The sequence below is a fragment of the Streptomyces sp. NPDC001709 genome (assembly GCF_053596375.1).
Window position 1 is genome coordinate 1 of the sequence record NZ_JBSFGB010000031.1, and the last position, 13,384, is coordinate 13,384.

Here is a 13,384-nt window from a genome sequence, read left to right on the forward strand (position 1 = left end):
GGCTGGTAGATGTTGCCGTGCGCCATCCGGCGGCGCAGCGCCTCCGGGGACATGTCGACCAGCTCGATCTGGTCGGCCCGCCGTACGACCTCGTCCGGGACGGTCTCCCGCTGCCGCACCCCGGTGATCGACTCGACCACGTCCCCCAGGGACTCCAGGTGCTGGATGTTGACGGTCGAGACCACGTCGATCCCGGCGGCGAGCAGCTCCGCCACGTCCTGCCAGCGCTTGGCGTTGCGCGACCCGGGGACGTTCGTGTGGGCGAGCTCGTCGACCAGGGCGACCGCGGGGGCACGCCGCAGCACGGCGTCCACGTCCATCTCGGTGAAGACGCCGCCCCGGTAGGCGAGTTCCCTGCGCGGCACCTGTTCCAGGCCGTGCAGCATCACCTGGGTGCGGGGCCGGTGATGGTGTTCGACGAAGGCCACGACGCAGTCGGTGCCCCGCTCGATCCGGCGGTGCGCCTCCGACAGCATCGCGTACGTCTTGCCGACGCCGGGTGCCGCGCCGAGGTAGATCCGGAGCCTGCCGCGTGCCATGTCATCCCTCGAAGCGGTAGCCCATACCGGGCTCGGTGATCAGATAGCGGGGCTGGGAGGGGTCCGACTCCAGCTTCCGGCGGAGTTGGGCCATGTAGACCCGCAGATAGTTGGTCTTGTTGCGCTGCGAGACCCCCCAGACGTCCTGGAGCAGCTGTTTCTGGGTGATCAGCCGGCCGGGGTTGGTCACCAGGATCTCCAGCAGGTGCCACTCGGTCGGGGTCAGCCGTACGTCCCGCCCGTCGCGTACGGCCTTCTTGGCCAGCAGGTCGAGGGTGAAGTGCGCCGTCTCGACCAGCGTCGTCTCGGGGAGCGGTGGGGTGTCCTCGGTACGGCGGACGGCGGCGCGCAGCCGGGCCAGCAGCTCGTCCATGCTGAACGGCTTGGTGATGTAGTCGTCGGCGCCCGCGTCGAGCGCGGCCACCTTCTCGTCGGAGGCCTGCCGGGCGGAGAGGACCATGATCGGTACGCGGCTCCGGCCCCGCAGGCCCTTGATCACGTCGACGCCGTCCATGTCGGGCAGACCGAGGTCCAGCAGCACCACGTCGGGCTGACGCGCGGCGGCGAGCCGGAGGGCCGTGGCACCGTCGGGGGCGGCGTCCACGCCGTAGTGACGTGCCTGCAAGTTGATGACGAGGGCCCGAACCAGCTGCGGGTCGTCCTCCACCACGAGCACCCTGGTCATGGGTGTGTGCCTCTCCTGTCATGCCTGCGGGAGTCGGCACACCGAGGTGCCGGCTCCCGCTGCGAATCGCGTAAGGCGGTCACTTCTTCGCCACGAGGTCCTTGAGGGCGATGTTGAGTTCGAGGACGTTCACCCGCGGCTCGCCGATGAAGCCGAGCGTGCGGCCGGTGGTGTGGTCCTTGACCAGCTTCTCGACCTGGTCGACCGTCAGGCCGTTCTTCGCGGCGACCCGGTGGACCTGGAGTTCGGCGTACTGCGGGGAGATGGCCGGGTCCAGTCCGGAGCCGGAGGAGGTGACGGCGTCGGCGGGTACGTCGGACGGCTCGACCGTGTAGCCGGGGACCGAGTTGTCCTTGACCACCTTGGCCTTGGCGTCCTCGACCTGTTTGAGGAGCACCTTGCTGTCCGCGGACAGGTTGGTGGCGCCCGACAGGATCAGCTTGTACCGCGTGTTGACGCTGTTCGTGCCGAGGCCGCCTGCCGGGCGGGGCTGGAAGTAGTCGAGGCCGTAGCCCTGTTGGCCGATCAGGGACGAGCCGACGACCTTGCCGTCCGCCTTGATCTCGGAGCCGTTGGCCTTGTCGTGGAACAGCGCCTGGGCCACCCCCGTGACCGCCAGCGGATAGATGACGCCGGTGAGCACGGTCAGCACCAGCAGCGCCCTCAGACCCGCGCCGAGCAACCGGGCCGTGTTCACAAAGGAGTTGTTCATGTCCTTCACCCGATCCCGGGGATCAGAGAGATGAGCAGGTCGATGATCTTGATGCCGATGAAGGGCGCGACCAGGCCGCCGAGGCCGTAGATACCGAGGTTGCGCCGCAGCATCCTGTCCGCGCTCATCGGCCGGTAGCGCACGCCCTTCAGGGACAGCGGCACCAGCGCGATGATGATCAGCGCGTTGAAGACGACGGCCGACAGGATCGCGGAGTCCGGCGAGGACAGGTGCATGATGTTCAGCTTGTCCAGGCCCGGGTAGACCGCCGCGAACAGCGCCGGGATGATCGCGAAGTACTTCGCGACGTCGTTGGCGATCGAGAACGTGGTCAGCGCACCGCGCGTGATCAGCAGCTGCTTGCCGATCTCGACGATCTCGATGAGTTTCGTCGGGTTGGAGTCGAGGTCGACCATGTTGCCGGCCTCCTTGGCGGCCGACGTACCGGTGTTCATCGCCACGCCGACGTCCGCCTGGGCGAGCGCGGGCGCGTCGTTGGTGCCGTCACCGGTCATCGCGACCAGCTTGCCGCCCGCCTGCTCCCGCTTGATGAGGGCCATCTTGTCCTCGGGGGTCGCCTCCGCGAGGAAGTCGTCGACGCCCGCCTCCTCGGCGATCGCCTTGGCGGTCAGCGGGTTGTCACCCGTGATCATGACCGTCTTGATGCCCATGCGGCGCAGCTCCTCGAACCGCTCCCGCATGCCGTCCTTGACGACGTCCTTGAGATGGATGACACCCAGCACGCGGGCGCCCTGGTCGTCGTGGACGGCGACCAGCAGCGGGGTGCCGCCCGCCTCGGAGATCCGGTTCGCGATGCCGTCCGCGTCCTTCGCGACCGTGCCGCCCTGCTCCTCGACCCAGGCGATGACGGAGGCGGTGGCGCCCTTGCGGACCTTGCGGCCGTCGACGTCCACGCCCGACATACGGGTCTGGGCGGTGAACTCGATCCACTCGGCGTGCGCCAGCTCGCCCTGGTGGCGCTCGCGCAGCCCGTACCCCTCCTTCGCCAGGACGACGACCGAGCGGCCCTCGGGGGTCTCGTCGGCCAGCGAGGACAGCTGGGCCGCGTCGGCCACCTCCGGCTCGGTGGTGCCCTTCACCGGGACGAACTCGGCGGCCTGCCGGTTGCCGAGCGTGATCGTGCCGGTCTTGTCCAGCAGCAGCGTGGAGACGTCACCGGCGGCCTCCACCGCGCGGCCCGACATGGCCAGCACGTTGCGCTGCACCAGCCGGTCCATGCCCGCGATGCCGATCGCGGAGAGCAGGGCGCCGATCGTGGTCGGGATCAGGCAGACCAGCAGGGCCACCAGTACGACCATGGTCAGGTGTGTGCCCGCGTACGTGGCGAACGGCGGGAGGGTGGCCACCGCCAGCAGGAAGACGATGGTCAGCGAGGCCAGCAGGATGTTCAGCGCGATCTCGTTGGGCGTCTTCTGCCGGGCCGCGCCCTCGACCAGGTTGATCATCCGGTCGATGAAGGTCTCGCCGGGCTTCGTCGTGATCTCGATGACGATCCGGTCGGAGAGCACCTTCGTACCACCCGTGACGGCCGAGCGGTCACCGCCGGACTCGCGGATGACCGGCGCGGACTCGCCCGTGATCGCCGACTCGTCCACGGACGCGACACCCTCGACGACGTCACCGTCACCGGGGATGACGTCACCGGCCTCGCAGACCACCAGGTCACCGATCTTCAGCTCGGTGCCGGCGACCACGGTCCCGTCGACCTTGCGTGCCACGGTGTCGGTCTTGGCCTTGCGCAGGGTGTCGGCCTGCGCCTTGCCGCGGCCCTCGGCGACCGCCTCCGCCAGGTTGGCGAAGACCACGGTCAGCCACAGCCAGGCGCTGATGGTCCAGCCGAACCAGTCGGTCGGGTCCTTGAGGGAGAAGACCGTGGTCAGCACGGACCCGATCCACACCACGAACATCACGGGCGACTTGACCATCACCCGCGGATCGAGCTTGCGGAACGCGTCCGGCAGCGACTTGACCAGTGCCTTGGGGTCGAAGAGGCCCGCTCCGACACGGCCCTCGGCGGGCTTGTGCCCGGTCGGCGCGTCCTGGTGGGGCGCAAGGGTGGGAGTGGACATGGAGTCCTCGTGGTTCTTCGTGTCGGTGGTCATCACGCCAGCCCTTCCGCGAGCGGGCCCAGCGCGAGGGCCGGGAAGTACGTGAGACCGGTGATGATCAGGATCGCGCCCACCAGCAGACCGGTGAACAGCGGTTTCTCGGTGCGCAGGGTGCCCGCGGTGACCGGTACCGGCGTCTGCTCGGCGAGCGAGCCGGCCAGCGCCAGGACGAAGACCATGGGCAGGAAGCGGCCGAGCAGCATCGCGAGCCCGGTCATGGTGTCGAACCAGTCGGTGTTCGCGTTCAGGCCGGCGAAGGCCGAGCCGTTGTTGTTCGACGCCGAGGTGAACGCGTACAGGACTTCGGAGAACCCGTGCGCGCCGGAGTTGAGCATCGAGTGCGGCGGGGTCGGCAGGGCCATGGAGGCCGCGGTGAAGACGAGCACCAGCGCCGGGGTGACGAGGATGTAGCAGGCGGCGAGCTTCATCTCGCGGCCGCCGATCTTCTTGCCCAGGTACTCGGGCGTACGGCCCACCATCAGACCGGAGATGAACACCGCGATGACGGCCATGATCAGCATGCCGTAGAGGCCGGAGCCGGTGCCGCCGGGCGCGATCTCGCCCAGCATCATGCCGAGCATGGTGATGCCGCCGCCGAGGCCGGTGAAGGAGGAGTGGAAGGAGTCCACCGCACCGGTCGAGGTCAGCGTCGTCGAGGTCGCGAAGATCGACGAGGAGCCGACGCCGAAGCGGACCTCCTTGCCCTCCATCGCACCGCCCGCGGCCTGCAGCGCCGCGCCGTGGTGGGCGAACTCGGTCCACATCATCAAGGCGGTGAAGCCCAGCCAGATGGTGAACATGGTGGCGAGGATCGCGTAACCCTGCTTCACATTGCCGACCATCACGCCGAAGGTGCGGGTCAGCGAGAACGGGATCACCAGGATCAGGAAGATCTCGAAGAGGTTGGTGAAGGGGGTCGGGTTCTCGAAGGGGTGGGCGGAGTTGGCGTTGAAGTAGCCGCCGCCGTTGGTGCCCAGCTCCTTGATCGCCTCCTGGGAGGCGACCGCGCCGCCGTTCCACTGCTGCGAGCCGCCCATGAACTGGCCGACCTCGTGGATGCCGGAGAAGTTCTGGATGGCGCCGCAGGCGACCAGGACGACCGCCGCGACGGCCGCGACCGGCACCAGGATGCGCAGCGTGCCGCGCACCAAGTCGCTCCAGAAGTTGCCCAGTTCACCCGTGCGCGAGCGCGCGAAACCACGGACGAGCGCCACGGCGACGGCGATGCCCACGGCCGCCGAGACGAAGTTCTGCACGGCGAGCCCGGCGGTCTGCACGAGGTGACCCATGGTCTGCTCGCCGTAGTACGACTGCCAGTTGGTGTTGGTCACGAACGAGACGGCCGTGTTGAACGACTGCGCCGGGTTGACCGAGGAGAAGCCGAGCGAGCCGGGCAGGACGCCCTGCAGCCGCTGCAGCAGGTAGAGGAAGAGGACGCCGACCGCCGAGAAGGCGAGGACCGCGCGCAGATACGCGGGCCAGGTCATCTCGGCGTCGGGGTCGGCACCGATGCCCTTGTAGATCCACTTCTCCACCCGCAGGTGCTTCTTGGAGGAGTAGACCCGGGCCATGTAGGTGCCGAGGGGGACGTAGACGAGCGCCAGTGCGCCTATCAGGGCGAGCAGTTGGAGCACGCCTGCCAGTACGGGACCCATGTCTGCTCTCAGAACCTCTCCGGGAAGATCAGGGCGAGGACGAGATAGCCCAGCAGGGCGACGGCCACGACCAGGCCGACGACGTTCTCGGCGGTCACAGCTTCGTCACCCCCTTGGCGACGAGTGCCACCAGCGCGAAACCCGCGAGCACGGTGACGACGAAGGCCAGATCGGCCATCGCGAACTCCTGGAGTGAGGTTCGGTGGAAACGGACGTGTACGAGGAAAGCGCCTGTCTGGCCGGATCCGGTCGCCCGTTGACGACCCTCTTACGGCCGCGCTCACGGCTTTGACGGGTCTCTTACGGCGGCTTGCGGATCTCTCGTACGAAGGCTCGCGGGATCCCGTACGAAGGCTCGCGGATCTCGTACGAAGGCCTACGGCAGCCGGAACCGCAGCCGGCAGATCACCGCGTCCGTCTCCCGCCGCACGGCGTGCGCGACGATCGCACCCCGCTGGTTCTGCAGCAGCCGCTGCCACAGCCGCTCCGGCTCGGCCTCCGGGATCAGCACCGTGACCCGGGTACCGGGCTCGGCGGCGGCCACCTCACGGACGTACGCGGCGATGGGACGGCCCAGGCTGCGCCGCGCGCAGGACAGCCGGATCAGCGGCACCCCGGGGTTCCATTGCGCCCAGGCGCGCTCCAGCGCGTGCAGCTGGGCGCGGTCCTCGGGGTCCGGGTAGCAGACGGTCACCGCGCGGACCTCGTCGCCGAGGGAGCCGGCCGCGCTGAGGGCCTCCGACGTCAGCCGGGACAGGGTCGACACGGGTACGACGACCAGCGAGCGCTCGCGGTGCGGGGCCTGCGGGATGCGGCCGAGCCCGAGCCGCTCACCGATCCGGCCGTAGGCGCGGTGCACGGCGACGAAGGCGGCCACCAGCAGGGGCAGTGCGATGACGATCAGCCAGGCCCCCTCGGTGAACTTGCTCGCCGTGACGACGACGGCGGCGATGCCGGTGAGGACGGCGCCGAAGCCGTTGAGCAGCGCCTTCCCGCGCCATCCCGGGGTCCGCTCCAGCCGCCAGTGCCGCACCATCCCCACCTGGGCGATCGTGAAGCCGACGAAGACACCGACGGCGAACATCGGCACCAGGGTGTTGGTGTCCCCGCCGGAGAAGACCAGCAGCGCGGCCGAGACGGCGGCGAGGGCCAGGACGCCGTGCCGGTGGACCTGGCGGTCGGCCTTCAACGCGAACACGTGCGGCGCGTAGTTGTCCCGGGCGAGCAGCTTCAGCAGCACCGGCAGCCCGCCGAAGGAGGTGTTCGCGGAGAGCGCCAGCAGGATCATCGTCGCGAACTGGATGACGTAGAAGGCCCAGTTGTGGCCGAGGGAGGCGTCCGCGAGCTGGGCGAGGACCGTGACGCCCGCGACCGGCTGGAGGTGGAAGCGGCCGATCAGCACCGACAGGCCGATCAGCATCAGGCCCAGTACGGCGCCCAGGGCGACCTCCGCGCGCTGGGCCCGGCGGACCCGCGGCACCCGGAAGGACGGGACGGCGTTGGCGATGGCCTCGACCCCCGTCAGTGCGGCACAGCCGGAAGCGAAGGCTTTGAGCAGAAGCAGCGCGCCCACGCTGGAGGCGTTGTCCGCGACGACGGAAGCGTGCCCGGCCGCGGTGGCCGTGCTCACGGGGTGGGAGCGGAACAGCCCGACGGCGATGATGGCGAAGACCGAGCCGACGAACACGACCGTCGGCACGATGAACGCCTTCGCCGACTCCACGATCCCGCGCAGGTTCACGCCCGTGATCAGCGCGAGCACCGCAAGGCACAGCCACAGCCGGTCGTCGTAGAGGGCCGGGAAGGCGGAGGTCAGGGCCGCCACGCCGGCCGTGACCGCGACGGCGACGTTGAGTACGTAGTCCAGCACCAGCGAGGCGGCGGCCACCAGGCTGGTCCGCGCGCCCAGATGCGTCTTGGCCACGGCGTAGGAGCCGCCGCCGTCCGGGAAGGCGGCGATCACCTGCCGGTAGGAGGCCACGAGTACCGCCAGCAGGGCGGCGATGGCCAGCGTGACGGGCAGCGTGAAGCCCAGCCCGTGAGCACCCGCGGCGGCGAGGACGAGGACGATGGCCTCCGGGCCGTACGCCACCGACGCCATGGCGTCCAGCGACAGGGCGGCCAGCCCCGTGACGGCGGTCAGCCGGTGCCGCTCGCCGGTATCAGGCGGTTCCTCGCCGGCGGGGGCGGCATCCGGCTGGTCGGTGGTCAGGACGGACATGGGCGGGTGCTCCTTCTTCCTTCAGCCGCGCACGGGTCGAGGTATGCGCGGGCGCACCCAGGTTCTGACCGTTTCCGACCGTGTCCGACCACTCCTTGCGGCATCTTCGCGCCCAACCGGCCACCCTTGACGCGATCTTGACGGCTTGCCCCCGCGGGCTTTACCGGGACCTTGGCACTGTCTTGACGTGACCTGGCCCGATAGGGTGAGCCCAGGTGTGCCGGGAAGTCTGGTCGGCCGGGAGCCGGAGCGGCTTCCGCAATCCCCTTCCGCGTTTCCAGGGAACGGCATGCGCAGCGTCGGTACGGTTCTCGCCCTCGTGGTCCTCGCCACGGTGGTCGCCACCTTCGCGCGCCGCTGGCGTATTCCCGCCCCCTCCCTGCTGGTCGTCGCCGGTCTCGCGGTGGCCCTGGTGCCGGGCACTCCCGAGATCCGGATCAGCCCGCAGGTCATCGCCCTGGTCGTCCTGCCCCCGCTGCTGTACGCGAGCGCCGAGGACATGCCCTGGCGGGAGCTGCGCGCGGTGTGGAAGCCGGTCGGGATCCTGGCGATCGGGCTCGTGCTGGCGTCGGCGGCCGCCGTCGCCGCCGTGGCCGCCCTGCTCACCCCCCTGTCCTGGCAGATGACGTTCGTCCTGGGCGCGGTGCTGGCCAGCACCGACCCGGTGGCGGTGACCGCGCTCGGGCGCCGGCTCGCCCTGCCGCCCCGGGTCCAGGTCCTCGTCCAGGCGGAGAGCCTCTTCAACGACGCGACCTCCCTGGTGCTGGTCCGGGTGGCGGCGGGCATCGCCATCGCCTCGGCCGCCGCGGACTGGGGCACGGCGAGCGGCGAGTTCTTCCTGCTCGCCGGCGGCGGCACGGTGATCGGGACGGCGGTGGCCGGTGTGGTGGCGCTGATCCGGCGGCGCACCGAGGACCCGGTCCTGGAGACGGTGATCGCCCTGGTCACCCCGTACGCCGCCTATCTGCTCGCGGAGGTCGCGCACACCTCCGGGGTGACGTCCTGCGTGGTCGCCGGGGTGGTGCTGGGCGGCCGGGGCGACCGGCTCACCAACGCCCGCATACGGCTCCAGTTGCACGCCGTGTACGGCACGGTGGTGTTCCTGCTGGAGAGCGTGGTCTTCAGCCTCATAGGGCTGGCCCTCCCCTCCCAGGTACGGGCCCTGGCGGACGGCGACCGTTCCTGGCCCCTGTACGCCCTGGCGGTCGCCGCCACGCTCGTCGCCGTACGCATGCTGTGGCTGGCGCCGCTGTCGGCGGTGGTGCAGCGCGAGGGCGGCGTCGGCCGGCCGAACTGGCGGGTGCCGATGGTGCTGACCTGGGCCGGGACCCGCGGGGTGATGCCGCTGGCCGCCGCGCTGTCCATCCCGGAGGTCGCGAAGAACGGCGCCCCGCTCACCGACCGCCCCCTCGTCCTGGTCCTGACCACCTCGGTCGTGGTCGTCACCCTCGTCGTACAGGGCTTCACCCTCGCCCCCGTCGTCCGCGCCTCCGGCATCGCCCTGGAGCCCGCGCACACCGCCCGCGAGGAGGCCGAGGCCCGCGCCCGCCTCGCCCACGCCGGCCTCGCCCGCCTGGAGGAGCTGGCGGAACTGGAGGTCGTGTCCGAGGTCGTCCTGGACCGCCTCCGCCGGGGCCTGAACGCCCGCCTCGACGACGCCCGCGACCGGCTCGCCGACGGCAGCGGCGGTGGCGCCGCCACCGAGTCCGCCGAACGGGTCTACCGCCAGCTGCGGCGCGATCTGATCGCCGTCGAGACCGGGGAGCTGCAGCGGCTCTACGACGCCCATGCCATAAGCGACACCACCAGGCGCAGACTGCAGCGTTCGCTGGACCTGGAAGAGGCGCGGCTGACGGACATCTGACGCCGGATCCCAGGGCCCGTTCCTAGCCGAGGCGGTCGACGGCGTCCTTGGCCTCTTTCAGGCCGGCGCCCGTGCTCTCCCGGTACAGCTTGATCGCGTGGATCTTCTTCCCCTCGCGTACGAGCGCGGCCACCTCGTCCATCCGCGGATGCTCCTCACGCAGGTCCAGGTGCTCCATGATCAGGTCGAGCTTGCGTTCGACCCGCGCGAGGCGCCGGTCGGCCCGTGCGAGCCGGCTCTCGACGTTGACGGCGCAGCCGAGCACGGCCAGGGCGAGAGCCAGAAAACCCACTGTGTCCATGACCCTGATCCTAAGAGCGCCCGTGACCTGGTCGCCGATGACCGCGGTCGGCCCGGCCGGGCCGGCACATCGACGGCGAGGCGGCGTGGGCGGTGCTTCGGGTGTCGGGACCGTCGTGACGGCCGACCTTTAGGCTTCCTCTTGTGGGAAAGTCGTTTCGGAAAGAGGTCCCGTTGAGCTTCTGGTCGATCTACCAGCACGGCTTCGCGCGCGTCGCCGCGTGCACGGGCCACACCGTCATCGCCGACCCGCCCGCCAACGCCGAGGCGGTCCTGCGGCACGCGCGCCGCTGCGCCGAGGAGGGCGTCGCCGTCGCCGTGTTCTCCGAGATGTGCCTGTCCGGGTACGCGATCGACGACCTGCTGCTGCAGGACGCCATGCTCGACGACGTCGAGACCGCGCTCGCCACGATCGTGGCCGAGTCGGCGGACCTGCTGCCGGTGCTGGTCGTCGGCGCCCCGCTGCGCCACCGCGACCGGATCTTCAACTGCGCGGTACTCGTGCACCGCGGCCGGATCCTCGGCGTCGTACCGAAGTCGTACCCCCCGAACTACCGGGAGTTCTACGAGCGCCGGCAGATCGCCGGGGGCGACGACGAGCGCGGCGGAACGATCCGGCTCGGCGGCACGGACGTGCCGTTCGGTGTGGACCTGCTCTTCGCCGCGGCCGACGTGCCCGGACTCGTGCTGCACGCGGAGATCTGCGAGGACATGTGGGTCCCGGTGCCGCCGAGCGCGGAGGCGGCGCTGGCCGGCGCGACCGTCCTCGTCAACCTCTCGGGCAGCCCGATCACGGTCGGCCGGGCCGAGGACCGCAAGCTGTTGTGCCGCTCGGCCTCCTCCCGCTGCCTGGCCGCCTACGTCTACGCGGCGGCCGGCCTCGGCGAGTCGACCACCGACCTGTCCTGGGACGGCCAGACCCTGATCTACGAGCACGGCGTGCTGCTGGCCGAGAGCGAGCGGTTCCCGCTGGGCGAGCAGTACGCGGTGGCCGACATCGACCTGGACCTGCTGCGGCAGGAACGGCAGCGCACGGGCACGTTCGGCGAGAACGGCCGTACCCACGCCGCGCGCACCCGCGACTTCCGCACCGTCTCCTTCGAACTCGCCCCGCCGGCCACCACCGACCTCGGCCTGCGCCGGCGCGTCGAACGCTTCCCGTTCGTGCCCGCCGACGCCGAACGCCTCGCCCTGGACTGCTACGAGGCGTACAACATCCAGGTCGCGGGGCTCCAGCAGCGCCTCGCCTCGATCGGCGGCCCCAAGGTGGTCATCGGTGTCTCCGGCGGCCTCGACTCCACGCACGCGCTGATCGTCGCCGCCCGGGCGATGGACCGCGCCGGCCGCCCGCGCAGCGACATCCTGGCCTTCACCCTGCCCGGCTTCGCCACCAGCGACCACACCAAGGACAACGCCCACCGGCTGATGCGGTCCCTCGGCGTCACCTCGGCCGAGCTGGACATCACGCCGACCGCACGGCTGATGCTGAAGGAGATCGGCCACCCCTTCGCCTCCGGCGAGCCGGTGTACGACGTCACCTTCGAGAACGTCCAGGCGGGCCTGCGCACCGACTACCTGTTCCGGCTGGCCAACCAGCGCGGCGGCATCGTGCTCGGCACCGGCGACCTCTCCGAGCTGGCGCTCGGCTGGTCGACGTACGGCGTCGGTGACCACATGAGCCACTACAACGTCAACTCCGGCGTGCCCAAGACGCTCATCCAGCACCTGATCCGCTGGGTCATCAGCAGCGAGCAGTTCGACGAGGAGACCGGCAAGATCCTGGCCGCGATCCTCGACACCGAGATCAGCCCCGAACTCGTACCCGGCGAGGAACTGCAGTCCACCGAGTCGAAGATCGGCCCGTACGCGCTGCACGACTTCACGCTCTTCCACGTGCTGCGCTACGGCTTCAGGCCCTCGAAGATCGCCTTCCTCGCCTGGCACGCCTGGCACGACCGGGAGAACGGCGCCTGGCCGCCCGGCTTCCCCGAGGCCGAGCGCGGGGCGTACGACCTTGCGGAGATCCGGCACTGGATGGAGGTCTTCATCCGCCGCTTCTTCGCGTTCTCCCAGTTCAAGCGCTCGGCCGTGCCGAACGGCCCCAAGGTCTCGGCAGGCGGCTCCCTCTCCCCGCGCGGCGACTGGCGCGCCCCGTCGGACGGCACGGCCCAGGCTTGGCTCCGGGACCTGGAGCGCGTCGGCACCGCGGCTCCCTAAGTCCGCGCAGACGACAGCGTGCGCAGGACGAGGGCGAGGGCGTCGGGGTCGGCCGCGAGGCGGACCACGGTGCCCGCGTCGTCGAGTTCGGCGATGTGCCAGCTGTGCGGGACGAGGTCACCCTCCTCGCCCCGCGCCCGCCGCACCGTCCGGAGGGTGAGCCGCTCGACGGGTATCGCCTTCGCCGCGAACCGGCCCGGCCCGGGGTGGGGCGTCACCGCGGGCCCGTCGGCGCCGAGGACGATGTGGGTGCCGAAGTGGTGCGGGTTGTAGTCGGTGTGCTCCAGGAAGCGGGCGGACAGGAACACGTCCTGCCCGTCCGGGAGTTCACCGGCGGCGCGCACCGCCACGGCGGTCTCCTCAGGCATGCGGATACGGGTCGCGTCCCAGGCCCAGCCGAACAGGCCCAGGCTGACCGCCCCGCCGGCCGCCCACCAGGCGATCGCCTCCGTGGAACCGAACAGGGACGTGGGATGCCGGTAGCACAGCGGCAGCAGCCACCCCGCGGTGACCACGAGCGGGGCCAGGAACGGCAGCGGTGACGGCAGCACCTCGTCCACCGGCCGCCGGCGCCCACGCAGCCGCACCACCAGTCGCGCCCCCGGATACCCGGCGCCCAGCGCGAGCCCGGCGGCGACGACGGCCATGCTGCCGCCGGTGATCACGTGCTCGTGCCAGACGTAGTGCCTCCCGGCGACCTTCATCACCTGGCCCCGCCAGTACGTCAGCTCGACCCGGTCCCCGGACTCGAAGGCCTCCGCGGCCTCACGCGACACCCCCACCCGATGCGGCCCGCCGGCGAAGTGCAGCCAGCTGGTCTGCCTGACCTCGCGCAGGTCGATGCGCTCGATCACGGCCGGGACGGTGCTCAGGCAGTCGTACCCGCGCTCCGCGACCGCGCAGGGCCGGGCCGCCTGCCAGGCCCGCTCGTGCGCGGTGGCGCCGGCCACGTAGTAACCGGACACGCACGCGAGCAGCAGCAACAGCACACAGACGGCCAGCGGCCCGGCCCAGCCGCCCCGCGCCGCGCCTTCCCCGGTTTTCATGAGCGGCATTTTCACG

General features: G+C 70.8%; 11 protein-coding genes. 2 read left to right on the forward strand and 9 right to left on the reverse strand.

Features of this window, described 5'->3' with window-relative positions:
- The 7 genes from ACWC0C_RS34805 to ACWC0C_RS34835 form a co-directional block, all read right to left on the reverse strand.
- Nucleotides 1-539, reverse strand: a 539-nt coding sequence (locus ACWC0C_RS34805) for a histidine kinase (protein WP_450868173.1), incomplete at its 3' end; no start/stop codon positions are given.
- Nucleotide 540: 1 nt separating this feature from the next.
- Nucleotides 541-1,224, reverse strand: coding sequence for a response regulator (locus tag ACWC0C_RS34810; protein WP_449199418.1), 684 nt, complete (start codon nucleotides 1,222-1,224; stop codon nucleotides 541-543).
- A 79-nt stretch (nucleotides 1,225-1,303) separates the two neighbouring features.
- Complete coding sequence (locus tag ACWC0C_RS34815; protein ID WP_450868175.1) at nucleotides 1,304-1,936, reverse strand: potassium-transporting ATPase subunit C; 633 nt, start codon at nucleotides 1,934-1,936, stop codon at nucleotides 1,304-1,306.
- A gap of 5 nt (nucleotides 1,937-1,941) precedes the next feature.
- Nucleotides 1,942-4,059, reverse strand: coding sequence for a potassium-transporting ATPase subunit KdpB (kdpB, locus tag ACWC0C_RS34820; protein ID WP_450868176.1), 2,118 nt, complete (start codon nucleotides 4,057-4,059; stop codon nucleotides 1,942-1,944).
- Nucleotides 4,059-5,720: a potassium-transporting ATPase subunit KdpA gene (kdpA, locus tag ACWC0C_RS34825; RefSeq protein WP_450868178.1), complete on the reverse strand. Its 1,662-nt coding sequence runs from the start codon at nucleotides 5,718-5,720 to the stop codon at nucleotides 4,059-4,061. Before kdpA ends, kdpB begins: the two co-directional genes overlap by 1 nt.
- A gap of 8 nt (nucleotides 5,721-5,728) precedes the next feature.
- Nucleotides 5,729-5,818: a K(+)-transporting ATPase subunit F gene (gene kdpF / locus ACWC0C_RS34830; protein ID WP_009326374.1), complete on the reverse strand. Its 90-nt coding sequence runs from the start codon at nucleotides 5,816-5,818 to the stop codon at nucleotides 5,729-5,731.
- Nucleotides 5,819-6,096: 278 nt separating this feature from the next.
- Entirely contained in the window at nucleotides 6,097-7,941 is a 1,845-nt protein-coding gene (locus tag ACWC0C_RS34835) for an APC family permease (RefSeq protein WP_450868180.1), read from the reverse strand.
- 289 nt (nucleotides 7,942-8,230) lie between these two features.
- Between ACWC0C_RS34835 and ACWC0C_RS34840 the strand changes: the two genes are divergently transcribed.
- Nucleotides 8,231-9,805, forward strand: coding sequence for a Na+/H+ antiporter (locus tag ACWC0C_RS34840; RefSeq protein ID WP_450868182.1), 1,575 nt, complete (start codon nucleotides 8,231-8,233; stop codon nucleotides 9,803-9,805).
- Nucleotides 9,806-9,827: 22 nt separating this feature from the next.
- Here the strand turns inward: ACWC0C_RS34840 and ACWC0C_RS34845 are convergent, their stop codons facing one another.
- On the reverse strand, nucleotides 9,828-10,106 hold the full coding sequence (locus ACWC0C_RS34845) for a ribosomal protein L7/L12 (protein ID WP_449199424.1): 279 nt from the start codon (nucleotides 10,104-10,106) through the stop codon (nucleotides 9,828-9,830).
- A gap of 173 nt (nucleotides 10,107-10,279) precedes the next feature.
- On the opposite strand from ACWC0C_RS34845, the gene ACWC0C_RS34850 reads away from it, so the two are divergent.
- Nucleotides 10,280-12,322, forward strand: coding sequence for an NAD(+) synthase (locus ACWC0C_RS34850; protein ID WP_450868184.1), 2,043 nt, complete (start codon nucleotides 10,280-10,282; stop codon nucleotides 12,320-12,322).
- Here ACWC0C_RS34850 and ACWC0C_RS34855 read toward each other — a convergent pair.
- A complete protein-coding gene (locus tag ACWC0C_RS34855) occupies nucleotides 12,319-13,368 on the reverse strand; it encodes a hypothetical protein (protein WP_450868185.1) in 1,050 nt (349 codons plus the stop codon). The genes ACWC0C_RS34850 and ACWC0C_RS34855 overlap by 4 nt on opposite strands.
- Between the last annotated feature and the right edge of the window lie 16 nt (nucleotides 13,369-13,384).